The organism is Microbacterium oleivorans (genome assembly GCF_013389665.1).
Classification (GTDB): domain Bacteria; phylum Actinomycetota; class Actinomycetes; order Actinomycetales; family Microbacteriaceae; genus Microbacterium; species Microbacterium oleivorans_C.
Genome location: NZ_CP058316.1, coordinates 3,311,419 through 3,335,732 on the forward strand (window position 1 = coordinate 3,311,419; position 24,314 = coordinate 3,335,732).

Genomic DNA, 24,314 nt, shown 5'->3' on the forward strand with positions numbered 1-24,314 from the left:
CTCAGAGGTCGAGGCGGTGCGGGATCGCGCCGTCGCCCTCGCGGTACGGGATGAATCCCAGGGCCGCGTAGTAGGCCAGGCCGGCCGCGTTGTCGGCACCGATGGTCGCGTCGATGTGGCGGAGACCCGCGTCCTTCGCGGCGGCCAGCGTGATCACGAAGATCCGGCGGCCGATCCCGCTCCGGCCCGCGTCCGGGCGGATATGCGTGCCGATGATGCCCCACCCGATCGTCACGTCGTAGGGGTTGCCGGGCCACGCCCGCTTCAGCGACTGGAATCCGACGACCTCGCCGTCACGGACCGCCACAGTGCATGCGACTTCGCCCTTGGAGTCCAGGTAGCGCTCCCTCATCACGCCGGCATCGACGGCCGTCGCGCGAAGCCCGGCGCGATGGATCGCGTTCTGCACCTCGGCCATCGCCTCTGCATCCGTTGCCTCGGCCGGACGGAACGTGATCACCCGTCCATCCTCGCATCGCCGCGCGGTCGGGTCCCGCCGCCGGTGGGCGCGCGGGGAAGTCCACGGTGCGACGGTGATCGCGCGACCTCCTTTCGTTCCGGAATTCCTCTGGATAGGCTCAGTGGGCCGGCGATGCGTGGAGGGGGAGCCCACTCATGACCCAGCAACTCGATACGGACGACGACGCGGTCGCACGCCTCGGCCTGATGGACAGTGCGCCCGAGGAGCGATCCGATCGCATCACCCGCCTCGCGCGGGAGATGTTCGACGTCGACTTCGCGGTCGTGAACGTCGTCAACTCCGAGACGGTCTTCACGAAGTCCCAGCCGCCCGAATCGCACTTCCGCCATACCCCGATCGAGGACTCCTTCTGCGGGGAGGCGGTCAAGCGTCCCGCCGTGCTCGAGGTGCCCGACGGACGCGCCGACCCGCGCTTCGCCGACCGGGCGATCGTGGCGGAGCACGGCATCCGCTTCTACGCCGGGTTCCCCATCCACACCGACGCGGGCGAGACCGTCGGCACCCTGTGTCTGCTCGACACGTCGCCGCGGGAGCTCAGCGAATCCGATCGAGACGCGTTCGAGCGCTTCGGGCTGTGGGCCCAGGCCGAGATGCGTCTTGACGACCCCGCCCTGGTGACAGCCGCCACCGCGCCGGATGACGGCGCGTCACCGGTCGCGCGGGCCGACCGTCTTACCGCCGGCGAGGTGCGGCTTGCCTCGCTCGCGATCCCGCACGGGCGCGTGAGCGGTGACCGGAGCAGCTGGCAGCAGCTCGGCGACCGGATCGTCGTCACCCTCGCCGACGTCATGGGCAAGGGCGAGGAGGCGGGCGGCTTCGCGGAGGAGCTGATCGGCGCGCTTCAGCAGCGCTCGCATCTCGCGCCGGTCGATGCGCTGCTCTCGGTCGAGGATCACGCCCGTCACGACGCGCGATACCGCGAGACGTTCGCGACCCTCTTCCACGCCGACATCGACACGCGGAGCGGCCGGGTGTCGTATGTCGACGCCGGCCACGGCCTCACCCTGCTCCTCCGCGCCGACGGCTCCAGTCAGCGGCTGAGCTCGCGGAACCTGCCGTTGGGTCTGCGTCCTGCCGACGCGGACTGGCGGGGGAGACGACCGTCCCACACGGCGACCTCATCATCTCCGTCTCCGATGGCGCACTCGACGCCTACGACTCCACGCTCGACAGCCTCCGGCTCATCGGCGAGAACCTGCGCCGGGCCTCCGAGCCCGACGCGTTCTTCGACGAACTGTCGATCCGGGTGTCCGAGCACGTCGTCGACGACGACGTGACGGCGGTGGTCATCTCGGTGCGCTGATGCTCATCGCGGGATGACCGAGAAGAGGAACCGTCGCTTCACCATCCGGAAGATGGCGGCGATCACGGCGGTGTGGACGAGCGTCCCCTGCCAGAGGCTCTGCCGGTCGAGGCCGGGGATGTTCGCCACGGCCAGCACGAAGAACACGTGGACGATGAAGACGTACAGGCTGGCCTGACCGAGGGGGATCCACAGCCAGCCCATGACCGCGTTGATCGGCTTCCAGGCCACCGTGAGTACGGCGTAACTGCTCGCCAGGACGAGGAGCAGGTCGATCAACCGTCCCCAGTGCAGGTCGATCCGGGGGTAGCCCGAGTCGTACAGCATCCCGTAGAGGTCGGCCGGGAACGGCGTCGGGACGAATCCGAAGCTGTCGCCGGCCCAGAGGTAGACCAGGAACCCGGCGTAGCCCACCACGAACGCTCCGACGAGGATCTTCCCGGGCGTCGAGGTGAGCGCGCGGATGATCTGGCGGCGGTAGTACCCGATGACGAGGCCGTGTGTGAACAGCACCTGCCACGCCAGCAGCGGGAACACCGCGTTGAACTGCGAGGGCAGCGGGGCGAAGTCCGGACGGACGATGTGCACCGCGTAGAGTCCCCAGCTGCCCACAAGGACGACCCACCACAGGCGACGGCGGATGAGCCACATGAGGGCGGGGTACGCGAGGCTCAGCACCACGAACAGCCCCATGATGTTGAACGGCCACGGGCCCATCTCGAGCAGCAGCAGCTGGCGCACCGCGTACCACGGCGGCGGGTAATCGAGCAGGCGGTCGGCGTTGGGATACAGGTCGTAGACGCGACCGGTGGTGGTGGTCCCGTCCGCGCCGGTGCCGCGGTCGGTGAAGGTCATGATCGCCGAGGCGTCGATGAAGGGAACGAAGCTCACGGCGAAGATGAGCAGGATGACCGCGAGCGCCACGAGGTACTGCTTGCGGGCGCGCGCCCACGCCGCCAACGCCGCCGCCCATTCCCCGCCGCGCCTGATCGCCGCGGGGAAGACCATCCCCAGCACGATGCCGCTGAGGAGCACGAACAGCTCGGCCCCCGTGATCGCCCCGATCACGTTGAGGGAGGCGAGCGAGTAGGGGCTCAGTACCTCGATGTGCGTGACGACGACGACGATGATGACGAACCCGCGGACCATGTCGATGCGGAGATCGCGGGTCGCGGAGTCGTCGGGATACCGCCACGACGGCAACATCCGCCCGACGAGCCCCGAGATCACGAACGCGACGGCGAGGACCGCCGCGGTCCCCGTGATCCAGTTCATCTCGTCGTTGCCCTGCCGCACCTGAACGGTGCTGGCGACGCCCTGCCCCGCGGTGATCACCTCGGTGACGGGGCCCCACTGCACGTCGCCGAGCGCGTTCAGGTCGTCGCGGAGAGCGCTCGCGAGCTCGTCGGAGTCGGTGGCGCGCCAGTCGACCTCCTGCGAGCCGGCCTCCGCCTCTTCGCGGACGGTCTCGAGCCAGGTGATGGCGGTGATGCGGGGGTGACTCGGCAACGCCGCGAACACCTGCCGCCACCACCCCTGCTTGACCGTCAGCTCGTCGTCGCCGGTGAGCGTGAAGTCGTACAGCGCACCCGTGTCGAGCAGCAGGTCGCGATCCTCACCGAGCACGAAGCGGTCGTAGAACGTCGCCGACTGCGGAACGGTGTAGCCCCAGCTCTCGTCGAGGCGCGCGGCGACCTCGCCGTCGTCGGGCGCGCTGTTGGTCTCGAGAGGCACATCGCGGCCGGCTGCGGCGCCGGCCTCTCCCTTGCCGAAGGAGAACATCGTCAGACCGACCCTGTCCACGGCATCGGGGTCGGGGAAGTACGGGCCGTATGGATCGTCCGACTCCGTGAGCAGACCGTCGCCGTCGGTGTCGAGTGCACGCAGGTCGGCGGCCGTGAGGTCCTCGAGGCGTCCGTCCGCCCGCTCAAAGGGGTAGCCCGCGCCGTACGACGGTGCCCACACCATCTCCGCGCCCGACCCGCCCTCGTGCACGGTTTCGGCGACGGACTCGAATGCCCGCACGAACTCCCGGGGCTGCTGGCCCCACGTCGTCCAGGAACCGTTCATCTCCGGCGCGAAACGCACCAGGTGATGGGTGTCGTAGTCGCTCTGGACCTGCTCGAGCGTGTCGTTGAAGGCGGCCGCGTCGTCGGGCGTGAGATCGGCGAGCGGCACGCGGGGTTCCATGCTGAGCACCAGCACCGCCCCGCGGGCCGAGGCCGCCGTCGCCGCCCGCGACCAGTCCTGACGCGAGCGGTCGTCGAGGGGATACGACAGTCGGATGGCGTAGGTGGCGGGCGTCTCGCCCAGGCGCTCGGCGTATCCGTCCGGTCCGTCCGCGCCCCAGTCGAGCTCGGGCCCGAACCACAGGCCGTCCTGGAGCGCCTCGCCGTCCGGAGCCGCGCCGGGCGCCATCTCGGTCACCGTCGTCCCTGCGACCGCCGCGGGCGCGACGAGCACCGCACCTGCCGCGGCGAGAGCGAGGGCCGTGAGCACTCCGCCGAGGCGTCGCCCTATTCGCGCCGGCACTCGAGACTCCAGATGTTCCGTCCGTTCTCGTAGCGATACTCGAGGGTGTCGACGCTCGCGAGGGCGAGGGCGAGCCCGCGGCCGTCCTCGGAGTCGGCATCGGCCATCGTCACGGCGCTGAGATCGAGTTCAGCGGGCTGAGCATCGTCCTGGAACGTCGCGCGCAGGAGGCGGGCGTCGCCCTGCAGCGCGAGTGTGAAGTGGCGGCCGTCCGCGCCCTGCGCCGCGACGGAATGCTCGACGATGTTGCCCGCGATCTCGACGACGGCCGTCTCGAAGGCGAAACGCGTCCGTGGTGCGACGTCGCCGAGCTCGTCCCACCACGATCCGAGCAGGTCGTACACGGCCTCGACGCTCTCGAGCGACACTGCTGCGACGAGCGAACGCGTGACCATCTCAGCCATCGAGGGCCTCCTGCACGCTCGCCCGCGGACGCAGGACGCGGTCGAGGTTCGTCAGGCCGAGCACCATCGTCACCTGCTCGCTCGGGGCGGCCAGGCGCAGATCGCCGCCGCCCTGACGTGCCGTCTTGAGGCACGCGACGAGCGCGCCCAGACCGGAGGAGTCGATGAAGGCGACGTCCGAGAGGTCGACGACGACCGGAGCGCCGCTCGCGGCGGCGATCTCCTCCGTCACCCGCTCCCGGAACGGCCGTGCCGACACCATGGTCAGCCGTCCGTGCGGGCGTACGACGCGGCCGTTCTCGCGTACGTCGATATCGAGGTCCAGCATGGGTCAGGTCTCCTTCAGTTCCAGATGAGGCGGCGGGGTGTAGAGCACGGCACGGAGGATGATGCTGAAGACCATCAGGTCGTAGATCACCCAGACGATGTTCACGAGCGGAGCGACTCCCTCGGCCTGGCCGACGGCGTACCGGATCGCGACAGCGACGAGAGACAGCACGAGCGCGCCCATTGCGATCAGCTGCGGCTTGACGAGGTCCCAGCGTGGGCGGCCCTCCGCGGCACGCGTCTTGGGCGTCACCGAGAACCCGAGGGCGCGGCCCCGGTAGACGTTGGTGAACGCCGTCGTGACGGACTGGATCCAGACGGGGAAGAGCGCGAGAGAATACTGCGCGCCACGCCAGGTGGGTCGGCCGTTCGCCACGACGAGGAAGAGGAGCTGGTTGAGGAGGAAGAACGGGATGAACCGCGCGAAGAAGTCCACGCTCCACGCCTGCACCGGCATGACCCCGAACGAGAGATAGAGGACGGGCGCCGCGATGTAGACGAGCCCGGCGAAGCCCGCCAGGTAGCTCCACATCGTGCCGAAGTACATGATCCGCTGACCCCAGCTGAGTCCACGTTGCACGAGCGGGTTCTCACGGAACATGACCTGCATTGTTCCCTGCGCCCACCGCAGCCGCTGCGTCAGCATCGTCGGGAGGTCCTCGGGAGCCAGCCCCTGGGCGAGCACCTCGTCGTGGTAGACCGACTTCCACCCCAGGCCGTGCAGACGCATCGAGGTCGCCATGTCCTCGGTGACGGAGATGGTGGCCAGCGGCATGATGGCCTGCGCCTCCTCGTCGCGTCCGACGTCGAAGGCGGCGACCAGCATGCTGATGGACTCGAGCGCGGCGAGAGGCGAGAGGCTGCGGTCGCCGAGCGCATCCAGCGTCACCTCGTCGATCACCGCGAGCGCCTCCGTATCGGCGGTGAGCTCCGCCAGCGCGCGCAGCTCGTCCTGCAGCCCCGACACGTCCTGGTCGCTCAGCTCGCGGCGCACCCGGTCGATCCGCACCTGGAAGGCGAAGGTGACGTCGGCGAGCGCGTCGCCGCGCGCGATCTCGACCTTCACCTGGTCCAGCGCATCGCCGACGGTGTCGAGCGCCGCAGCGATGCGCGGGTCGGCGCCGTGGTCGCGTCGGGCGCGCGCGAGCACGCGACGCGACGACCGGACACCGCGGTTGACGGCGAGCGTCACCTCGTCGACGTAGCGCGAGACCCCCAGCTGCATGAGCGCCTCACGGCGCAGCAGGGCATTGGAGCCGCAGAAGAACGCGGCGTTCCAGCCGTCCTTCGACTGCTGGATGGGCCCGTAGAAAAGAGGCGCCTGGCTGCCGAGCGGGTCGCTCGGCGGTACGTTGACGAACCACTGCGGGGTCTGCACGAGGGCGACGCCGTCGTCCATGAACCAGCCCAGCGTGCGATCCAGAATGTGCGGCGCCGGCACCTGGTCGGCGTCGAGGATGAGCAGGAACTCGCCCTCGGTGACCATGAGGGCGTTGTTGATGTTCCCGGCCTTCGCATGACGGGGGCGGTCCCGCCAGGCCTGTGACCGCGTCACGACGCCGATACCCTCCGCCTCGGCGAGCCGGCGCAGCTCGGGACGGTCTCCGTCGTCGAGGATCCATGTCTCGTGCGGGTAGCGGATCGCCTGCGCGGCCCGCGCGGTGCGCATCACCAGGTCCAGCGGCTCGTTGTAGGTGGTGACGAGCACGTCGACCGTCACCTCACGGGTCAGCGGGGGAGCATCGTGCCGCTCGCGCAGCCGCCACGCACCGACGGCGAAGATCAGCGAGTCGATCAGGCTGTAGGTCTCGGCGAGCACGAGGGGGACCGCGATCCACCACGCCTCCCAGTTCACCGAGGCGAGCCAGCGCCAGACGATGTAGTTCAGCCCGGAGATGGCGGCGAGCAGCACGACGAGTCGGATGAGGGCGAGGCGCCGCGCGGACTTCCTCGTCTGACGCGCGGCTTCGCGCCGAGTCCCCGCGCGGGGCAGCGTCGTCTCGAAGACCATCCGTCTCCCTCCGTCTCCGGCGACCCTCCCAGGGGGAGCGCGAACCCCGGTAACGGGTTGCGCGACTCGATCGCCTCACCCCATTATTCGCCTCAGCAGTGCATCTCGACGTGCTCAGCGTCGCCTTCGACTGAGAGATCCCGATCGCGAAGCACGACGGACGCCGGCGTCGCCGAGTCCGCGCAGACCTCGCCCCATCCTCGTGGCAGGTTGTCGGTGTACTCGATGTCGATGACGGCGTCGCCGTAGACCCTGGTGTATTCCCCGCACTCCGCGTAGGCGGCGCATTCCTCGACGACGGCGAAGTCGAAGCCCGCCTCGTCGTGCAGAAGCGGTGCGTATTCGGCGGCGTTCTTCTGCCCCGCGGCGAGCCCGGCGGCGTGCGCGGTCTCGACGTAGGCGGTGGCCAGGGCGAGATTGCCATCGAGGTCGAGACGGCCCTGAGACCGCGTGAACGAGTCGAGGTTGTCGAATTCGACGGCGTCGAAGCCGTCGTCCGCGCACCCACGGATCCAGGGTGCGACCAGATCGAGGATGCGGTCGCGCCGCGCCTGTGTGGAGGTGTCGACGAGCACTTCGTCGGGCCACTCGGGGTCGATGAGCGGCTCGCCGTCGATGCTGACGAGCAGGTCGGGGTCCCACAGCTCCCGTTCCCCGGGCTGCGTCTGGAAGCCGTTGACGTAGCAGATCGAGTAGCGGCCGGCAGCGGGTGCGGCCGTGCGGTCGCGGCCCACGATCGCCACCGCGTCGTCCGGCTCGTAGGCGCCGCCGAGCTGGTAGTCCGGTGCGCCGCCCGCCGGCGGAAGCGCCACGTCCGCCGTGTCCACGCGTGGATCGCCCGCGGCGGAGCACCCAGCGACGAGGAGCATCACGACGGAAGCGGCGGCGGCTGCGGTCGTTCTGCGCATGACCAGCAGGCTAGACGGCGGCATCCGGTCCCGGCTTCGGGCCGGTCCGGGCACGGGGGACGAAGCGGGGCACCCATCGGATGAACCCGAGCGCACCCACGAGCCCGAAGGCTCCCATGACGGCCGCGGCCACGGGAAGCGAGGCGACCGCGGTGATCGCCGAGACGAGCAGGGGGGCCGCCGCGCCGCCCGCATCGGTGAGCGTTCGCCACGAACCGAGGAACGGAGCCGGGTTGGACGTCGGCGCGACGTCGGCTCCGAGGGTGAGCAGGATCCCGCTCGACAGACCGTTCCCGACGCCGAGCACGGCGGCGAACAGGGCGAACCACAGCTCGGGCTCGGGGCTCGCGGCCGTCAGCGCGAGCGCGATCAGTCCCGAGCCCATGAGCACCATGGCCGGGAGGGCCGCCCACAGACGGCCGAAGCGGTCCATCACCTGCCCGCTGGCATAGAAGAGCGCGAAGTCGATCGCGCCCGAGACGCCCACCACGAGCGCGATGGTCGAGCCGTCCAGTCCGATCGCGACGCCCCACAACGGCAGCAGGACCTGGCGCGTCGACCGCAGCGCCGAGAGGGATGCCGCAGCCACGCCCAGGCGCGCGAGCACATCGCGGTTGCGCCACGCCGTGCGCACCACGCCGGTTCCCGGCTCCCGCCGAGAGCGGACCGTGGCAGCGGTGACCGCGTCGCCTTCCGCGTTCCGGGCGAAGGCGGGCGGCGGACCCAGCCGCTCCTCGGGCTCGGGACCGAAGGCGACGAGCGCGATCATCGCGACCAGACACACCCCGAAGAACCAGATCGTGGCGTGCTCGTCGCCGAAGACCCACAGCAGCGCGGCGGCGATGAACGGGCCGACGAACATGCCGAGGCGGAAGCTCCCGCCCAGCAGCGACAGCGCCCGTGCGCGGAAGGTCAGCGGGACCCGCGTGGTCATGAACGCATGCCGGGCCACCCCGAAGGCCGCCGCGCACAGGCCGATGACGAAGACGGATGCCGCGAACACGCCGAGAACCGGCGCGACCGCCATCGCCCCCACCCCGACGAGCGCGAGCGCGCCGGCGATGATCATCGTCGCGCGCTCACCGATGCGGGCGACCGCCCAGCCGGCGGGCAGATTGCCGCAGAGCTGCCCCACGACCAGCGCCGCCGCGACCAGGGCGGAGGTGGCGACACCGGCACCCAGCTCGGCCGCGATCACCGGGATCAGCGGGATCACGGCGCCTTCACCGAGCCCGAACAAGGTGGTCGGACCGTAGATCATCGGCGCGAGGCGCCAAAGAACTCGCCGGATCGGCTCGCTGTCGTCGCTGGCTCGCATCGCTTCCACGTTACTGTGGAGTGCCATGCTCGAATTCGATATCTCCGCCGACATCCAGGCCCTCCGCTCCACGTTCGACGACATCCAGGCGGTGGTCGACGTCGAGGCGCTCCAGGCCGAGATCGCGCGGCTGTCCGAGGAGGCCGGTGCGCCCGACCTCTGGGACGACGTCGAGAAGGCGCAGAAGGTCACCAGCGCCCTCAGCCACCGTCAGGCCGAGCTCAAACGCGTCACCGAGGTCGGACGCCGTCTCGACGATCTCGACGTCCTCGTCGAGCTCGCCCTCGAGATGGACGATGAGGAATCCGCCGACGAGGCCCGCAAGGAGCTCGCCCAGCTCGAGGACGTCATCGGCCAGCTCGAGGTGCAGACGCTGCTCGACGGCGAGTACGACGAGCGCTCCGCCGTCGTCACGATCCGCTCCGGCGCGGGAGGCGACGACGCCACCGATTTCGCCGACATGCTGCTTCGCATGTACCTGCGGTGGGCCGAGCGCCACAAGTACCCCGTGAAGGTCATGGACACCTCCTACGCCGAGGGGGCGGGCATCAAGTCGGCGACCTTCCAGATCGACGCGCCTTACGCCTACGGCACGCTCTCGGTGGAGGCCGGCACTCACCGCCTCGCGCGCATCAGCCCGTTCGGCTCGGCCGACAAGCGGCAGACCAGCTTCGCAGCGGTCGAGGTCATCCCCGTCATGGAGGAGGCCGTCGAGGTCGACGTGCCCGAGAACGACATCCGCGTCGACGTGTTCCGCTCGTCGGGCCCCGGCGGACAATCGGTCAACACCACCGACTCCGCCGTGCGCATCACGCACATCCCGACGGGCATCGTCGTGTCGATGCAGAACGAGAAGTCGCAGATCCAGAACCGCGCCGCCGCCATGCGCGTGCTGCAGACCCGCCTCATGCTGCTGCAGCGCGAGGAGGAGGCGGCGAAGAAGAAGGAGCTCGCGGGAACCATCACCGCGAGCTGGGGCGATCAGATGCGCTCGTATTTCCTCTACGGCCAGCAGCTGGTGAAGGACCTGCGCACCGGCCACGAGGTCGGCAACCCCTCGACGGTCTTCGACGGCGACCTCGACGGCTTCATCGCCGCAGGCATCCGCTGGCGCAAGCGCAAGGACGACGACGACTGATCGAGTGCTGAGGCGCGGATGCCTCGGCGCGCGAGTGTCGCGGACCGCTTCCGCGGGGGCGACGCTTAGGCTCGTCGAGTCATGATCCGGTTCGAACACGTCAGCAAGCGGTATCGCGGCACCTCGAAGCCCGCGCTCAGCGATGTCGACTTCGAGATCCAGCGCGGCGAGTTCGTCTTCCTCGTCGGTGCCTCGGGCTCGGGCAAATCGTCGTGTCTGCGGATGATCCTCCGGGAGGATGTCGCGTCGGAGGGGCGGGTCGTCGTGCTGGGGCGAGACCTGCGCGGCCTCTCGACGCGCAAGGTGCCCTACTTCCGACGCCACATCGGCGCCGTCTTCCAGGACTTCCGGCTGCTGCCGAACAAGACCGTCTTCCAGAACGTGGCGTTCACGCTGCAGGTCATCGGATCGTCGCGTGCCTTCATCTCGCAGGCCGTTCCCGAGGCCCTCGCCCTCGTCGGTCTGGCGGGCAAGGAGAAGCGGCTGCCGCACGAGCTCTCGGGCGGCGAGCAGCAGCGGGTCGCTATCGCCCGCGCGATCGTGAACCGGCCGCAGGTCCTGCTCGCGGACGAGCCGACCGGAAACCTCGATCCCGCGACGTCCGTCGACATTATGCAGCTGCTCGCCCGGATCAATGCCAACGGCACGACGGTGGTCATGGCCACTCACGAGGCGGGCTTCGTCGATCAGATGCAGCGTCGGGTGATCGAGCTCAGCGGGGGAGCGATGGTGCGCGATGAGGTGGGCGGCGGCTACGGCGACACCTCGGCGCTGCCGAGCCTCGCGCCCGAGCCGGTGCGTGGCGCGGCGGCCGTCGCGGCGCTCACAGCGGTTCTCGAGCTGCAACGCGAGATCGCGGAGACCCCGCCGGCGGCGCACGTCCCCGGCGAGCCGGCACCAGCGGCCCCTGAGCCGCACGTGGCGCCGAGTGAGACCCGCGCCATCCCGATCGTCGCCCCCGACATCGACCTGGCGGGCCTCGGACTGCCCGACGTCGCGAAGAAGCTCGGTCTGGGCCACGGCGACGACCGCCCCGACGAAGTGGGTCCCACGTCATGAGAGTCGGTCTGATCCTCGGCGAAGCCCTCACGGGACTTCGCCGCAACGCGTCGATGGTGATCTCCGTCGTGCTCGTCACCTTCGTCTCGCTGACGTTCGTCGGTGCCGCGATGCTCATGCAGATGCAGATCGGCAAGACCCAGGACTACTGGGTCGAGCGCGCGCAGGTGGCGGTCTACATGTGCCGCGACGACGCCACGGTGCAGAACTGCGCCGACGGCGCAGCCACGGAGGAGCAGCTGGGCGCGGTGTCCGAACGCCTGGAGTCTCCCGCGCTGCAGGGCGTGGTCAGCGACGTGCGTTTCGAGAGCAGTCAAGAGGCGTACGACAACGTGTTGGCGCTCATGGGAGACGACTATTCGGAGTTCGTCAGCCCCGATCAGCTCAACAACACGTACTGGATCACCCTCGTCGACCCGTCGCAGAGCGACGTGATCAGTGAGGCATTCCGCGACTTCGCCGGGGTCGAGGAGGTCGCGAACCAGATGCAGTACCTCGACCCGTTGTTCTCCGCGCTGACGGTCGCGACGTACGTCGCCATCGGCATCGCCGCGCTCATGCTGATCGCCGCGGTGCTGTTGATCGCGACGACGATCCGCCTGTCGGCGTACGCGCGGCGGCGCGAGCTCGGCATCATGCGGCTCGTCGGTGCATCGAACCGGTTCATCCAGACGCCGTTCATCCTCGAGGGCGTGTTCGCCGCACTCATCGGATCCGCGCTGGCCAGCGGTGCGATCATCGTTCTCGTGCAGGTGGGTGTGGGGCAGTACCTCTCGTCGCAGATCGACTTCGTGACGAGCTGGGTGGGATGGCCGGACGTCGCTGTCGTGGTGCCTGCGGTGATCGTGATCGGTGTCGTGCTGGCGGCGGTGTCGGCCGGCTTCGCGATCCGCCGCTGGCTGCGTACGTGAGGCTCGGCGCCTGACACGTCGTGCCGCGGAGTCGCGGGCCGGGGTTGAGAGCCTCTAGACTGAAGGGCTGCGCTCACGCACCAGAGGGAGGAGGCGCGCCATGCCGAAGGAACAGGGTGAGAAGCTCGTCGCGAGCAACAAGCGCGCCCGCCACGACTACGCGATCGAGAAGACGTACGAGGCGGGACTCGTCCTCACCGGGACCGAGGTGAAGTCGTTGCGCCAGGGGCGTGCGAACCTGACCGACGGATACGCGTACATCGACAACGGTCAGGCCTTCCTCGATGCCGTCCATATTCCGGAGTACTCGCAGGGTCACTGGACCAACCACGCGACCAAGCGGACTCGCAAGCTGCTCCTCCACAAGGAGGAGATCATCAAGCTCTCGCACGCGGTCAGCGCCGGCGGCTACACGCTCGTGCCGCTGCGACTGTACTTCTCCGACGGCCGGGCGAAGGTCGAGATCGCGGTGGCGAAGGGCAAGCGCGAGTTCGAGAAGCGGCAGACCCTCCGCGAGCGCGAGGACAAGCGCGAGGCCGAGCGCGCGATGCGCAGCCGGAATCGGCTCGGCGAGTAGCCGTCGCGCACGTCTCGTGCTGCTGGTGTGCGGCCGGCGGTCCGACGATCCGCCGGCCACACGGACGGTCGTGTGCCGTCAGCGCGCCACGAAGCGGCCCTCGACGGCAGCGGTGACGACGATGTCCGACGGACGCAGCTCGAAGCCGGCCGCGCCGCTGTCGGCGGACAGCATCGCGGCGCGGGCGAAGGACGGCTGCGGCGGCTGGGGGTCGCTGCCGCCGAGCAAGCCGACATCGGCGATCTCGACGGGCTCCACCGACGTTCGGCCGAGTGCCGCCGCGTAAGCCGTCGCGCGACCGACGGCGACGTCGAGGGCCGTCGCCGCGACCTCGCGCTCGACGGCGGCGCGTGTTGCGGATGCGAGCAGCCATTCGACCTGCGACACCCGCACGGCCTCGTCACCGGCGAGGGTGTCGGCCCATTCGGACAGGCCCGCGATGTCGCTGAAGACGGCTGTGAGCTCGATCGCGGCGTGGTGGACGGGTGCGAGTTGCCGACCGTCGGCATTCCAGGGGCGGTCGGACCAGATCGAGATCGATCCGCTCGACCATGTGGTGACGGCACCGTCGTCCGAGAGCAGCTCGAGGCGCTCGCGCAATGGCGCTGCCGCCGCGGTGGCGCGTGAGACGACGTCGGCGCGTTCGGGGCCGTCGGTGGCCGCCGTGACGTGGATCGCGGCGAGTTCGGGTGAGACGCGACGCTCGGCCTCGCCGCGGACGGAGATGAGGATATCGGCCATGGTCCGACTCTATGCGGCGGCTGGCGCCGAAGGATGAGCTGCGGGAATGGCGCAGGAGGTGGAACGGTTGTAAGATCGAGAGCTCGGATGCTTCGGCATCCGGTGGCAATTCAACAGTGCGACAGCGGCCCTTCACGCGAAGGCTCATGGGGATGATCGGTTTCGACATCGCCTGTGTGTCGGCGAGAAGCGGGCCGAGGATGCAGGGTTATCTCGTTAACGATCTCTGCAAAACTATAAGTGCCGAAACCAAGCGCACTGACTTCGCCCTCGCTGCATAAGCGAGCCCGATAGTCCGTCAGACCGTGTGTGATCCCGCCACGGATCCTGGCGTCATCTAGGGATCTTGCTGCGTGACGGCGTTCGGACGTCACGCGGGACTCTTTCCGGACTGGGCCCGTCGACTTATGTGTCTGTACTGAAAGTCGGGGCCGAGCAGAACGCCTCTACAGACTGCGCCCGGAGAAGACGCCGTATCTCAGCGATGGACGGGGGTTCGATTCCCCCCATCTCCACCATTGCCGCTGTTGCACGACGAGGCCCCCGATCCCCTGGCAAGCAGTGGGATCGGGGGCCTCGTCGCGTCGGGGGCCTCGTCGCGTCGGGGGCCTCGTCGCCTCTGGGGAGCGTCGTGCGGGGCGCGAGAGGCTCGAGACCCCGCCCGGGCGACCCGGCCGTCCGACGCTCGACGACCAGCCGATGGTCCACTCGAGCGCGCCCGCAGATCGCCGTGGTGCCGCGTGGTCTCCCGAGGGAGCCAGCGCATGACGGCGCACGGTCGACGGCGGTCGAGGCCCGTTCCGGAGACCCAGCCCTGCATCCGATCGGTACGGGACGGTGCCCCTCGAGAAAGGCGACCGGCTCGGAGCTGTCACGTAGGTGCAGGGCTGGGCCGAACGGTGATCAAGCCTTGCTGGATCCGCGGTTTCCAACACATGGCAGAACGTACCGGGCGGGGTCTGGGGCCGGAACGACGAGGCAATCGTACCCGAGTGCGCAACAGGAAACCGGGCGTGAGCCCGGGCGAGTCCCGCCCTGCTTCCCGCCCGGGCATGCAGAAGCCCCCGACCTCGGATGAGGTGCGGGGGCTTCTCTCGTTGCGGCTCAGGTCTTGTTGCGGATGGAGCGCATGAGCCAGGCGATGACCGCGATGATGATCAGCGCGATACCGACGAAGAGCAGGAACTTCACTGCTTCGACGAAGATGCCGGTGAACAGCAGCGCGATGCCGATGATGATGAGGATGATGGCAAGAGCAGGCATGCCTCGATTGTCGCCGCCGCGCGACGTGGCCGCACGTGCTTGACCTCGGCCGCGCGGACCTCTAGGGGCGCGTGCCGTCGGAGAGGTCCGTGCCCTGGTGGAAGCGCAGCGTCGGGGCGTCGGCGGAGATGTCCCAGATGGATGCATGGCGACTGACGCGGGGGCCCGAGGTCACCCGGTAGGTCACGAGAACGGTGTTCGTGTCGAGCCTGTGCACGTTCCATTCGTCGGTGTCCGGCGTCTCGCGCGGCGGTTCCTCGACGAGGTCCACGAGCAGATCGGTGCGGGTCCACAGCCGGCCGGAGCGCCCGATCTCGACGAGGTCGGGGTGGAGGAGTTCGCGTAGGCGCCGCGCGTCCTGGCGAACCGCTGTGGTGAGCAGGTCTTTCTCGGCCCCTCGGATGCGCGCCGCGAGGCCTTCGGTGATCTCGTTCATGTCAGCGCCGCTCGATGATGACGAGGCCTTGCTTCACGTCGGCGACCTGCACGTAGCCCTCACCGAAGAAGTAGGTCATGCCGTAACCGTCCGCGTCGATGTTGAGGGCGAAGGCCGGATCCTCGGTGAGATAGACGCCGTCGGCGGCTTCTTCCCTGATCCATCCCTGCGCCTCGAGCGCGCTCTGCGCATCCGTCGTCTCGGCGGCCGTCAGCGGCGCCCATCCGAATTGCAGGATGTTGCCGCCGGGCTCGGCGGCGTTCGTCCAGACGCATGAGACGCCGCCTTCGATCTCGTCGTCGGCGATCAGGAAGGGCTCCTGCTCGTACTCCCATCCCTGCGCCTCGAGCTCAGCGAAGCTGGCCTCGCGGATGATGTTCTCGCACGTGGGGTCGGGCAGGGCAGGCTCGGATGCCGTTTCCTGGGGAGTCGCGACGGGCGACGAGGGAGCAGCTTCGGCGGGCGGTGCGGTGGCCGCGGGTGCGGGGGAGGAGCAGCCGGTCACCAGCGCGAGGACCGCTGCCGATGCGACGGCGAATGCGACCGCGCTGCGACGCCGGCTCATGCGTCGCCCCCTGCGTGCTCGGGCGCCGCGAGGAACTCGAGGTACGTCTCGTGGAGCCGGCCGTTGGTGGCCAGGGCCGAGCGCGACGAGATGTCGGGGTCGCCGTCGATGTCCGTGAAGCGACCGCCCGCTTCGGTGATGATCGGAACGTGCGCGGCGATGTCGTACTCCTTCACCCCGAACTCGGCGACGAACTCGAGCCGCCCCTCGGCGAGCAGCATGTAGGGCCAGGCGTCGCCGTATCCGCGATCGCGCCACACGCGGCGAGACAGCGCGAGAAGCTGGTCGGCGCGGCCCACCTCGTCCCACTGTCGGATGCTCTGGAAGCTGATGCTCGACCGCGAGATGTCATCGACCGTCGACACCGAGATGCGGCGGGGGGTGGTCTCGCCGGGCTCGTTGGTCCATGCGCCGTGTCCGGTCGCCGCCCACCAGCGCCGACCGATGGCCGGCTGGCTCGCGACTCCGACACGAGGCACGCCGTCGATCGCCAGCGCGATCAGCGTCGTCCACATCGGGATGCCTTTGAGGTAGTTGGCGGTGCCATCGATCGGATCGATGATCCACTGGCGGCGGGTGTCCCCGGTGACCCCGTACTCCTCACCGAGCACGCCGTCCCCGGGGCGCTCGGCCGCGAGCAGATCTCGAATGGCCCGCTCGGTGGCCAGATCCGCCTCGGTGACGTGCGATGCGTCGGCCTTGAGTCGGACGTCGAGGTCGGCCGCGTCGAAGCGCGCCATGCTCACGGCGTCCGCAGCGTCGGCCAACCGAAGGGCGAGAGTGAGATCGCCGGACAGGTCGTCATCGATCGGCGCCTGCGGATCGGGTGTGGTGGGGGTCACTGCTCAAGGATACGACGCGGGCGGGGCCTCGATTGGCGAGATGACCGTATGAGGTGGTAACGTTTCTCCTCGGTTCGCTTCACTGCGAACAGCCTGCACCTCTAGCTCAATCGGCAGAGCAACTGACTCTTAATCAGTGGGTTCTCGGTTCGAGTCCGAGGGGGTGCACAAGCACGAAGGCCCCGGAACTCTCGCCAGTTCCGGGGCCTTCGTGTGTTGTCGGCCCACGATCTGCGAGACGCCGCGCGCCGCCAGCATGCCGTGCGCAGGGCCCACCGCCCCACCGCCTCTGCGCCCCCTAGGCTCGGTGTCTTCTCGTAACGGGCGGAGTTTCGGCGCAGGAGCGGCGCTCTCAGAACGGCGGCGGGTAGCTCGGGGTCACCTCGGCGCCCGTCAGCTGTTCGTCGCCCGGTGCTCTCCCGGCGCGCGGTGTCGCCTCGCCGGTCGCTCGCGCTTCCGGTGACCATTCCCGGGGTCGGGCGGGGTCGTCGGGTGGGGTGAACGCGACGAGGGGTGGTGGTGCGTTGTCGCGGTAGGTGCGTCCGGTGGGTGAGGTCCAGACGAGGGTTCCGCCGGGGAGTTGTCTGACTCGCCATCGGGTGTGGTGTTTGGTGTCGTGGTGTCGTTTGCAGAGGTTGGCGAGGTTGCAGATGTGGGTGGGTCCGCCTTCGGATGCGGCGATGGTGTGGTCGTTTTCGCAGCGGATGGCGGGTTGCCGGCATCCGGGGAATCGGCAGTGCCGGTCCCGGGCTCGCAGCAGCCGTTTCATGGCTGCGGTGGGGGTGTAGGTGTCGCATTCGAGGACGGTTCCGGTGACGGGGTGGGTGAGGAGCCGGTCCCACCCGGTGTTCTCGCCGGCGAGGACCCGTGCGGTGGCGGCGTCGATGGGGGAGCGGCCCACGAGGTCGGCGGGGTACTCGTCCTGTCCCGCCAGGGTGAGCGCTGAGACCACGATCTGCACTTTCGCGCGGATCGCGCCGAGGGTCCCGTTGCCGTCTCCGGTGTCGGTGGGGTCCAGGCTGGGTGTTCCGGCGAGGAGGAGGTCGGAGAACACGTCCGCACGGACCTGATCGATCGTGCGCGCGTCATCGACGGACGACGAGCCTGGCGGGTCGATTGGCTCGGTCGCAACCGCCCGGTCTCTGGCGTGGATGATCTCCCGGGCCTGCTGGGTGAGGCGGTCGACGATGCCTTCGGCGATCACGGTCGGCAGCGTCGCGACGAGGTCCGACATCCCGTCGACTCCGGGCTGCACCCGAACGCAGCGTCCCGCTGCTGCTTCTTGATGGCGTTCGGTGAACGGGCGGGGGTGAAGTCGTTCGGCGAGCATCCGCAGCCGCTCCCGCACCCGGTTCGGCGTCTCACCCTGGCAGGCCTCGATGGCCTGCCGTTCGAACTCCGCCCGCACCTCACCGGGCACGATGGCCCCGGCATCCTGAATCACCAGCACATGCCCCCGAACGAGCAGGCCCTCCTCCCACGCGACCATCGTCGCGGGATAGTTCTCCACAAGATCCCGTGCCTCATCGATCCGCCGCTGCAGCGTGCGGTCGGTCGCGACGAACACCCCGGCGAGCTCCGCGGCGATCGACCGGAGCGCCATCTCATGGGCCTTCACCCGCTCCGACGCACCGGCAGCCTGCCGCTCTGCGAGCTGCCCGGCCGCGGCGAGTACCCGCACCTCGTGCACCTGCGCACGACGCGCCTCGGCGACGACTCCCTCGGCCTCCGTCACGAGCGCGGCCAGCGCGGCGACGTCCGCGTCGCTGCCGTACCCCACGTTCGAATGCATGTTCGAATGATGTCACGGACCTCCGACATCCAACCGGGTGCTCCCATCGGCCGGGCACGCGATCCTCCCGGCCACTCGTAGGCTGAGAGCATGCCCACTCCCGAGATCGTGATCGTCGCCGCCGCCCGCACGCCGCAGGGCCGTCTCCAGGGGAATCTGTCGTCGATCCCCGCCCCCGACCTGGGTGGCGCGGCGATCGCCGGTGCCCTCGCCTCGGCCGGGGTCTCAGCGGGAGCGGTCGACGCGGTCGTCATGGGTCAGGTGCTGCCCGCGGGCAACGGACAGAACCCTGCGCGCCAGGCGGCGCTCGCGGGAGGTGTCGGGTGGAACGTTCCGGCATCCGGCGTCAACAAGGTCTGCCTCTCGGGACTCACCGCGATCATCGACGGCATCCGCATGATCCGCACGGGTGATGCGGAGGTCGTCGTCGCGGGTGGCATGGAGTCCATGAGCCGCGCACCGCATCTGCTGCCGGCGTCGCGATCGGGGTGGAGCTACGGCTCGATCGAGGTGCTCGACCATGCCGCCTTCGACGGTCTGACCGACGCGCACGACCGCGAGAGCATGGGTGCGTCGACCGAGCGTCTGAATGCGCGGTTCTCCGTCACCCGCGAGGAGCAGGATGCCGTCGCGGCGCGTTCGCATCAGCGCGCTGCCGCCGCGAGTTCGGCGGGCCGGTTCGCGGCGGAGATCGTGTCCGTTCCGGTGCCGCAGCGTCGGGGCGAGCCGGTCGTCGTCGACGCCGACGAGGGGATCCGCCCCGACTCCACGGTGGCGACGCTCGCCGGGCTCCGTCCCGCATTCACGCCCGGCGGCGCCATCACCGCAGGCAACGCGTCGCCGATCTCCGACGGTGCTGCGGCGGTCATCCTCACGACCCGCGAGCGCGCGGAGAGCGAGGGGTGGGCGGTCTTGGCGGCGGTGGGTGCGAACGGGCAGGTCGCGGGTCCCGACAACTCCCTGCACGAGCAGCCGGCCGCGGCGATCGAGCGGGCGGTGGCGAAGCAGGGGATCAGCGTCGACGAGCTCGACCTCATCGAGATCAACGAGGCGTTCGGCTCCGTCGTTGCGGCATCCGAGCGTCGTCTGGGTGTGTCGCCCGAGATCGTGAACGTCGACGGTGGCGGCATCGCCTTGGGGCATCCGATCGGGGCGTCGGGCGCACGTCTGGTCGTGCACCTCGCCCACGAGCTCGCGCGACGCGGGTCGGGCATCGCCGTGGCCGCGCTGTGCGGCGGCGGCGGGCAGGGCGAGGCCCTCATCCTCACCCGCTGAGCGCGCGTGCCCGGCTCGCCTTGCTCAGCTGCGCCGTGCTCAGCGCCGACGGCCCTTGACGCGGTCGCTGAACAGCTTGTCGCGGTCGACCTTCGAGTCGTCGGCGATCAGTCGTCCGCGAGCGCCGCGGTAGCTGTCGACGACCGAGCCGATGGCGAGGGCGAACGTGATGCCCCAGCTGAGCCAGGCCAGCGCGGTGCGCCAGGTGAACGGCTCGTCGCTGCGAGCCGAGCGCAGCAGCGTGACGCCCCCGGTGATCGCAGAGAGAAGACCGGTGCCGAAGAGGTACTTACGCATATCACAACGGTACCGTCCCGGGCAGGCGCCTGAAGGGGCTCGACACCGCGCCGGTAGTCTGGCATGACCGCCGATCGCAGCCTGGAGGGCCCGCATGAGCACCGCTGATTTCGTCGTCGTGGCGAACCGACTTCCGGTCGACCGCAACACCGACGGCGCCGACGGCGGCGAGTGGCGCCGCTCGCCCGGCGGACTCGTCACCGCGCTCGAGCCGGTGATGCGCCGCACGAAGGGCGCGTGGGTCGGATGGCCGGGTAAGGCCGACCTCGAGTTCGATCCGTTCGACTTCGACGGGATGCAGCTCGTCCCGGTCGCGCTGTCGGCGGAGGATGTCGCCGACTACTACGAGGGCTTCTCGAACGACACGATCTGGCCGCTGTACCACGACGTGATCGCTGCGCCCCGCTACCGACGCAACTGGTGGGAGGCCTACCAGCGTGTGAACCGGCGCTTCGCCGAGGCCGCCGCCGCGTCGGCGGCGCAGAACGGCACCGTCTGGGTGCAGGACTACCAGCTGCAGCTCGTTCCCAAGCTGCTGCGCGATCTGCGGCCGGACCTCACGATCGGCTACTTCCACCACATCCCTTTCCCGGCGTACGGGCTCTACTCCCAGCTCCCGTGGCGCAAGCAGGTGCTCGAGGGGCTCCTCGGCGCCGATGTGATCGGGTTCCAGCGCGTCGCCGACGCCGGCAACTTCGCGCGCGCGGTCCGCCGCCAGCTGCGCTTCGAGACCAAGGCCAGCGGCATCCGCGTTCCCGCGGCGGGCGGCGGCCACCGCACCGCATTGGCCAAGGCCTTCCCGATCTCGATCTCGACCGACGACTACATCGAGCTGGCCCAGCGTCCCGACATCCAGGCGCGCGCCGCGGAGATCCGAGAGGACCTCGGCAACCCCAAGACCGTTCTGCTCGGCGTCGACCGACTCGACTACACCAAGGGCATCCGTCACCGCCTGAAGGCGTTCGGCGAGTTGATCCAGGACGGGCGCATCTCGGTCGAGGACGCCACCCTCGTGCAGGTCGCCAGCCCCAGCCGGGAACGGGTGGAGTCCTACGTGCAGCTGCGAGACGAGATCGAGCTCACGGTCGCGCGCATCAACGGCGACCACGACACCTGGGGGCACAGCGCGATCCGCTACCTGCACCAGGCGTTCCCCCGCGAGGAGATGGTGGCGTTGTTCCTCGCCGCAGACGTGATGCTGGTCACCGCGCTGCGCGACGGGATGAACCTCGTGGCCAAGGAGTACGTCGCCAGCCGGGTCGACAATCGGGGGGTGCTGGTGCTCAGCGAGTTCGCGGGCGCGGCCGACGAGCTGGCGAGCGCCGTCCGCATCAACCCGCACGACATCGACGGGCTCAAGGACGCGATCGTGCGCGCAGTGGAGATGCCCGCGGCCGAGCAGGGGCGGCGGATGCGCGCGCTGCGCAAACGCGTGCGCGAGCACGACGTCGACGACTGGTCGACCTCGTTCCTCACCACGCTCGAGGAGGCGGCACGACACAACGGGCCCGTCTCTGCGGTGTCGTCGGTGGCACAGGAAGACGACGCGCACGAGGAGGACGACGCATGAACCCCGAAGCGACCAGCTCGCCGAGCGACCTCGACGGCGCCGTCGAGCGGGCGGGGTCGGCACGACACCTGCTCGTCGCCCTCGACTTCGACGGCACCCTCGCACCGCTCGTAGACGACCCGATGTCGGCCCGGATGCTGCCCGCCGCGCGCGACGCGCTGGATCGTCTCTCGTCCGCGCCCGAGACCACCGTGGCGCTCGTGTCGGGGAGGACACTGGAGCACCTCGCGGAGATCTCGGAGCGCAGCCCCGACTCGCGTATCCACCTGGCGGGGTCGCACGGCGCCGAGTTCTGGCATCCCGGCGGCGAGCAGGACGCCGACACCGATGACGACGCGGAGCTGCGCGACGTGCTCACCGACCGTGCCGAGGCAATGATCGGCGGACTGGACGGCGCCTGGATCGAGCGCAAGCGGTTCGGATTCGGCTTGCACACGCGCCTGAGCGACCCGCAACGCGCGGCCGAGGCCATCGCGCGGATCGACGAGCTGGTGGCGGCTCACGCGCCGGCGTGGCGGCGGCGCACCGGCCAGGACATCCTCGAGTTCGCCTCCCGGCACGAGGGCAAGGACTCCGCGATCCGTCGCCTGCGGGAGCTGGTGGGCGCCGATGCGGTCGTCTTCGCCGGCGACGACGTCACCGACGAGGACGCCCTGGCCTCCCTGGAGCCCGGCGACATCGGCATCCGCGTCGGCGGGGGAGAGAGCGTGGCCACCTACCGGGTGGCGGATGCCGCGGCATTGGCCGTCCTGTTGGGGCGGCTCGCCGAGGCCCGCACGCGCGGATGAGCGTGGGCCCGCGGGCATAGAATTCGAGAATGCCCGACAGCTCCGAGACCATCGACATCAAGCCCCGCAGTCGTGCCGTCACCGACGGCATCGAAGCCACGACCTCCCGAGGCATGCTCCGTGCCGTCGGGATGGGTGACGAAGACTGGGACAAGCCGCAGATCGGCATCGCGTCGAGCTGGAACGAGATCACGCCCTGCAACCTGAGCCTCGACCGTCTCGCGCAGGGCGCGAAAGAGGGCGTGCACTCCGGCGGCGGCTATCCGCTGCAGTTCGGCACGATCTCGGTCTCGGACGGCATCTCGATGGGGCACGAGGGCATGCACTTCTCGCTGGTCTCGCGCGAGGTGATCGCCGACTCCGTCGAGACGGTCATGATGGCCGAGCGTCTCGACGGCTCGGTGCTGCTCGCGGGCTGCGACAAGTCGCTCCCCGGCATGCTGATGGCCGCGGCCCGTCTGGACCTCGCCGGAGTCTTCCTCTACGCCGGGTCGATCGCTCCCGGCTGGGTCAAGCTCACGGACGGCACCGAGAAGGAAGTCACGATCATCGACTCCTTCGAGGCGGTCGGCGCGTGCAAGGCCGGAACCATGAGCGAGGAAGACCTCAAGCGCATCGAGTGTGCCATCGCGCCCGGCGAGGGCGCCTGCGGTGGCATGTACACGGCCAACACGATGGCGTCCGTCGCCGAGGCGCTCGGGATGAGCCTGCCCGGCTCGGCGTCGCCGCCCTCGGCCGACCGTCGTCGCGACTACTACGCCCACCGCTCGGGCGAGGCGGTGGTGAACCTCCTGCGTCACGGCATCACGGCGCGCGACATCATGACCAAGGAGGCGTTCGAGAACGCCATCACGGTGGCGATGGCGCTCGGTGGTTCGACCAACGTCGTGCTCCACCTGCTGGCGATCGCCCGTGAGGCCGAGGTCGAGCTCACCCTCGACGACTTCAACCGCATCGGCGACAAGGTTCCGCACCTCGCCGACATGAAGCCCTTCGGCCGGTACGTCATGGCCGATGTCGACCGGCACGGCGGCATCCCGGTTCTGATGAAGGCGCTGCTGGATGCCGGCCTGATCCACGGCGACGCACTCACGGTGACCGGCAAGACGGTGGCCGAGAACCTGGCCGACCTGAACCCCGATCCGCTCGACGGCAAGGTGATCCGCACGCTCGACGACCCCATCCACGCGACCGGCGGCATCACGATCCTCAAGGGCTCGTTCGCCCCCGAGGGAGCAGTCGTCAAGACCGCCGGGTTCGACGCGACGGTGTTCGAGGGGCCCGCCAAGGTGTTCGAGCGCGAGCGCGCCGCCATGGACGCGCTCACCCGCGGGGAGATCGTCGCCGGCGATGTCGTCGTGATCCGATACGAAGGCCCCAAGGGCGGTCCCGGCATGCGCGAGATGCTCGCCATCACCGCGGCCATCAAGGGCGCCGGCCTCGGAAAAGATGTACTACTCTTGACGGACGGACGATTCTCAGGCGGCACAACCGGCCTGTGCATCGGCCACATAGCACCCGAAGCGGTGGACGCAGGTCCGGTCGCCTTCGTGCGCGATGGTGATCTGATACGGGTCGATATCGCGGCTCGCTCCCTCGACCTACTCGTCGACGAGGCCGAGCTGAACGCCCGCCGAGACGGCTGGGCCCCTCTTCCCCCGCGCTATACCCGTGGCGTCCTGGCCAAGTACTCCAAGCTCGTGCGTTCCGCCGCGGAAGGCGCGACCACCGGCTGACTTCGGCTCTGACATCGTCTCCTCTTCTCCAGCGAGGTTC

The 24,314-nt window shown here is 69.6% G+C and carries 23 protein-coding genes, 1 tRNA gene and 1 other RNA gene; 11 read left to right on the plus strand and 14 right to left on the minus strand.

Going from position 1 to position 24,314, the window contains the following annotated elements; translation table 11 throughout:
• Position 1: 1 nt before the first annotated feature.
• A complete protein-coding gene (locus tag HW566_RS15740; RefSeq protein ID WP_256728774.1) occupies positions 2–460 on the minus strand; it encodes a GNAT family N-acetyltransferase in 459 nt (152 codons plus the stop codon).
• Between the two features lie 155 nt (positions 461–615).
• Between HW566_RS15740 and HW566_RS15745 the strand changes: the two genes are divergently transcribed.
• Positions 616–1,758: a GAF domain-containing protein gene (locus HW566_RS15745; RefSeq protein WP_178014467.1), complete on the plus strand. Its 1,143-nt coding sequence runs from the start codon at positions 616–618 to the stop codon at positions 1,756–1,758.
• A 29-nt stretch (positions 1,759–1,787) separates the two neighbouring features.
• Here HW566_RS15745 and opgC read toward each other — a convergent pair whose 3' ends face one another.
• From opgC to HW566_RS15775, 6 genes are all read right to left on the minus strand, one after another.
• A complete protein-coding gene (gene opgC / locus HW566_RS15750) occupies positions 1,788–4,283 on the minus strand; it encodes an OpgC domain-containing protein (protein WP_256728775.1) in 2,496 nt (831 codons plus the stop codon).
• A gap of 17 nt (positions 4,284–4,300) precedes the next feature.
• A complete protein-coding gene (locus HW566_RS15755) occupies positions 4,301–4,720 on the minus strand; it encodes an ATP-binding protein (protein ID WP_178014469.1) in 420 nt (139 codons plus the stop codon).
• Positions 4,713–5,048 carry an STAS domain-containing protein gene (locus HW566_RS15760; protein ID WP_178014471.1) on the minus strand — a complete coding sequence of 112 codons (336 nt, stop codon included), beginning with the start codon at positions 5,046–5,048 and terminating at the stop codon, positions 4,713–4,715. The genes HW566_RS15755 and HW566_RS15760 overlap by 8 nt, the downstream gene beginning before the upstream one ends.
• Before the next feature lie 3 nt (positions 5,049–5,051).
• Positions 5,052–7,058 (minus strand): glycosyltransferase family 2 protein, encoded by a 2,007-nt coding sequence (locus HW566_RS15765; protein WP_178014473.1) that lies wholly within the window; start codon positions 7,056–7,058, stop codon positions 5,052–5,054.
• A gap of 92 nt (positions 7,059–7,150) precedes the next feature.
• Complete coding sequence (locus HW566_RS15770; protein ID WP_178014475.1) at positions 7,151–7,966, minus strand: endo alpha-1,4 polygalactosaminidase; 816 nt, start codon at positions 7,964–7,966, stop codon at positions 7,151–7,153.
• 10 nt (positions 7,967–7,976) lie between these two features.
• A complete protein-coding gene (locus HW566_RS15775; RefSeq protein ID WP_178015034.1) occupies positions 7,977–9,284 on the minus strand; it encodes an MFS transporter in 1,308 nt (435 codons plus the stop codon).
• Between the two features lie 25 nt (positions 9,285–9,309).
• Here HW566_RS15775 and prfB point away from each other — a divergent pair, with 25 nt between their 5' ends.
• The 4 genes from prfB (at position 9,310) to smpB (ending at position 12,969) form a co-directional block, all read left to right on the plus strand.
• On the plus strand, positions 9,310–10,422 hold the full coding sequence (gene prfB, locus HW566_RS15780; RefSeq protein WP_178014477.1) for a peptide chain release factor 2: 1,113 nt from the start codon (positions 9,310–9,312) through the stop codon (positions 10,420–10,422).
• 81 nt (positions 10,423–10,503) lie between these two features.
• Positions 10,504–11,481, plus strand: a complete 978-nt coding sequence (gene ftsE, locus HW566_RS15785) for a cell division ATP-binding protein FtsE (RefSeq protein WP_178014479.1) — start codon at positions 10,504–10,506, stop codon at positions 11,479–11,481.
• A complete protein-coding gene (gene ftsX / locus HW566_RS15790; RefSeq protein ID WP_178014481.1) occupies positions 11,478–12,392 on the plus strand; it encodes a permease-like cell division protein FtsX in 915 nt (304 codons plus the stop codon). The genes ftsE and ftsX overlap by 4 nt, the downstream gene beginning before the upstream one ends.
• 100 nt (positions 12,393–12,492) lie before the next feature.
• On the plus strand, positions 12,493–12,969 hold the full coding sequence (smpB, locus tag HW566_RS15795) for an SsrA-binding protein SmpB (protein ID WP_178014483.1): 477 nt from the start codon (positions 12,493–12,495) through the stop codon (positions 12,967–12,969).
• 78 nt (positions 12,970–13,047) lie between these two features.
• On the opposite strand, the gene HW566_RS15800 is transcribed toward smpB, so the two are convergent.
• Positions 13,048–13,710: an SIMPL domain-containing protein gene (locus HW566_RS15800; RefSeq protein ID WP_178014485.1), complete on the minus strand. Its 663-nt coding sequence runs from the start codon at positions 13,708–13,710 to the stop codon at positions 13,048–13,050.
• Between the two features lie 148 nt (positions 13,711–13,858).
• Between HW566_RS15800 and ssrA the strand changes: the two genes are divergently transcribed.
• Positions 13,859–14,228, plus strand: a transfer-messenger RNA (tmRNA) gene (ssrA, locus tag HW566_RS15805).
• Between the two features lie 586 nt (positions 14,229–14,814).
• Here the strand turns inward: ssrA and HW566_RS15810 are convergent.
• From HW566_RS15810 to HW566_RS15825, 4 genes are all read right to left on the minus strand, one after another.
• On the minus strand, positions 14,815–14,973 hold the full coding sequence (locus tag HW566_RS15810; protein WP_176786791.1) for a hypothetical protein: 159 nt from the start codon (positions 14,971–14,973) through the stop codon (positions 14,815–14,817).
• A 61-nt stretch (positions 14,974–15,034) separates the two neighbouring features.
• Positions 15,035–15,409 carry a nuclear transport factor 2 family protein gene (locus tag HW566_RS15815; protein ID WP_178014487.1) on the minus strand — a complete coding sequence of 125 codons (375 nt, stop codon included), beginning with the start codon at positions 15,407–15,409 and terminating at the stop codon, positions 15,035–15,037.
• Position 15,410: 1 nt separating this feature from the next.
• Entirely contained in the window at positions 15,411–15,974 is a 564-nt protein-coding gene (locus HW566_RS15820; RefSeq protein ID WP_178014488.1) for a hypothetical protein, read from the minus strand.
• The gene (locus HW566_RS15825; protein WP_256728778.1) at positions 15,971–16,816 is read right to left on the minus strand and encodes an inositol monophosphatase family protein; all 846 of its coding nucleotides are present in this window, start codon (positions 16,814–16,816) and stop codon (positions 15,971–15,973) included. The genes HW566_RS15820 and HW566_RS15825 overlap by 4 nt, the downstream gene beginning before the upstream one ends.
• 95 nt (positions 16,817–16,911) lie before the next feature.
• Between HW566_RS15825 and HW566_RS15830 the strand changes: the two genes are divergently transcribed.
• A tRNA-Lys gene (locus tag HW566_RS15830) sits at positions 16,912–16,984 on the plus strand.
• Positions 16,985–17,168: 184 nt separating this feature from the next.
• Here HW566_RS15830 and HW566_RS15835 read toward each other — a convergent pair.
• Entirely contained in the window at positions 17,169–18,608 is a 1,440-nt protein-coding gene (locus HW566_RS15835) for an HNH endonuclease signature motif containing protein (protein ID WP_178014490.1), read from the minus strand.
• 90 nt (positions 18,609–18,698) lie between these two features.
• Here HW566_RS15835 and HW566_RS15840 point away from each other — a divergent pair, with 90 nt between their 5' ends.
• Positions 18,699–19,883 (plus strand): acetyl-CoA C-acetyltransferase, encoded by a 1,185-nt coding sequence (locus HW566_RS15840; RefSeq protein ID WP_178014492.1) that lies wholly within the window; start codon positions 18,699–18,701, stop codon positions 19,881–19,883.
• Positions 19,884–19,922: 39 nt separating this feature from the next.
• On the opposite strand, the gene HW566_RS15845 is transcribed toward HW566_RS15840, so the two are convergent.
• Positions 19,923–20,180: a hypothetical protein gene (locus tag HW566_RS15845; protein WP_178014494.1), complete on the minus strand. Its 258-nt coding sequence runs from the start codon at positions 20,178–20,180 to the stop codon at positions 19,923–19,925.
• Between the two features lie 94 nt (positions 20,181–20,274).
• Between HW566_RS15845 and HW566_RS15850 the strand changes: the two genes are divergently transcribed.
• The 3 genes from HW566_RS15850 to ilvD are packed head-to-tail and all read left to right on the plus strand — an operon-like array spanning position 20,275 to position 24,274.
• Positions 20,275–21,750, plus strand: coding sequence for an alpha,alpha-trehalose-phosphate synthase (UDP-forming) (locus HW566_RS15850; protein WP_178014496.1), 1,476 nt, complete (start codon positions 20,275–20,277; stop codon positions 21,748–21,750).
• Positions 21,747–22,538, plus strand: a complete 792-nt coding sequence (gene otsB, locus HW566_RS15855) for a trehalose-phosphatase (protein ID WP_178014498.1) — start codon at positions 21,747–21,749, stop codon at positions 22,536–22,538. The genes HW566_RS15850 and otsB overlap by 4 nt, the downstream gene beginning before the upstream one ends.
• Before the next feature lie 29 nt (positions 22,539–22,567).
• A complete protein-coding gene (gene ilvD, locus HW566_RS15860) occupies positions 22,568–24,274 on the plus strand; it encodes a dihydroxy-acid dehydratase (RefSeq protein ID WP_178014500.1) in 1,707 nt (568 codons plus the stop codon).
• The last annotated feature ends 40 nt before the right edge of the window (positions 24,275–24,314 follow it).

Bases quoted from the DNA above. Each gene is read 5' to 3' on its own strand.
- HW566_RS15770 (WP_178014475.1), bottom strand. From the start codon at position 7,966: ATGCGCAGAACGACCGCAGCCGCCGCCGCTTCCGTCGTGATGCTCCTC.
- HW566_RS15810 (WP_176786791.1), bottom strand. From the start codon at position 14,973: ATGCCTGCTCTTGCCATCATCCTCATCATCATCGGCATCGCGCTGCTG.
- HW566_RS15850 (WP_178014496.1), top strand. From the start codon at position 20,275: ATGAGCACCGCTGATTTCGTCGTCGTGGCGAACCGACTTCCGGTCGAC.
- HW566_RS15760 (WP_178014471.1), bottom strand. From the start codon at position 5,048: ATGCTGGACCTCGATATCGACGTACGCGAGAACGGCCGCGTCGTACGC.
- ftsE (WP_178014479.1), top strand. From the start codon at position 10,504: ATGATCCGGTTCGAACACGTCAGCAAGCGGTATCGCGGCACCTCGAAG.
- HW566_RS15775 (WP_178015034.1), bottom strand. From the start codon at position 9,284: ATGCGAGCCAGCGACGACAGCGAGCCGATCCGGCGAGTTCTTTGGCGC.
- HW566_RS15835 (WP_178014490.1), bottom strand. From the start codon at position 18,608: ATGCATTCGAACGTGGGGTACGGCAGCGACGCGGACGTCGCCGCGCTG.
- HW566_RS15840 (WP_178014492.1), top strand. From the start codon at position 18,699: ATGCCCACTCCCGAGATCGTGATCGTCGCCGCCGCCCGCACGCCGCAG.
- HW566_RS15745 (WP_178014467.1), top strand. From the start codon at position 616: ATGACCCAGCAACTCGATACGGACGACGACGCGGTCGCACGCCTCGGC.
- HW566_RS15765 (WP_178014473.1), bottom strand. From the start codon at position 7,058: ATGGTCTTCGAGACGACGCTGCCCCGCGCGGGGACTCGGCGCGAAGCC.
- prfB (WP_178014477.1), top strand. From the start codon at position 9,310: ATGCTCGAATTCGATATCTCCGCCGACATCCAGGCCCTCCGCTCCACG.
- ilvD (WP_178014500.1), top strand. From the start codon at position 22,568: ATGCCCGACAGCTCCGAGACCATCGACATCAAGCCCCGCAGTCGTGCC.
- ftsX (WP_178014481.1), top strand. From the start codon at position 11,478: ATGAGAGTCGGTCTGATCCTCGGCGAAGCCCTCACGGGACTTCGCCGC.
- HW566_RS15815 (WP_178014487.1), bottom strand. From the start codon at position 15,409: ATGAACGAGATCACCGAAGGCCTCGCGGCGCGCATCCGAGGGGCCGAG.
- HW566_RS15800 (WP_178014485.1), bottom strand. From the start codon at position 13,710: ATGGCCGATATCCTCATCTCCGTCCGCGGCGAGGCCGAGCGTCGCGTC.
- HW566_RS15820 (WP_178014488.1), bottom strand. From the start codon at position 15,974: ATGAGCCGGCGTCGCAGCGCGGTCGCATTCGCCGTCGCATCGGCAGCG.
- otsB (WP_178014498.1), top strand. From the start codon at position 21,747: ATGAACCCCGAAGCGACCAGCTCGCCGAGCGACCTCGACGGCGCCGTC.
- HW566_RS15755 (WP_178014469.1), bottom strand. From the start codon at position 4,720: ATGGCTGAGATGGTCACGCGTTCGCTCGTCGCAGCAGTGTCGCTCGAG.
- smpB (WP_178014483.1), top strand. From the start codon at position 12,493: ATGCCGAAGGAACAGGGTGAGAAGCTCGTCGCGAGCAACAAGCGCGCC.
- HW566_RS15845 (WP_178014494.1), bottom strand. From the start codon at position 20,180: ATGCGTAAGTACCTCTTCGGCACCGGTCTTCTCTCTGCGATCACCGGG.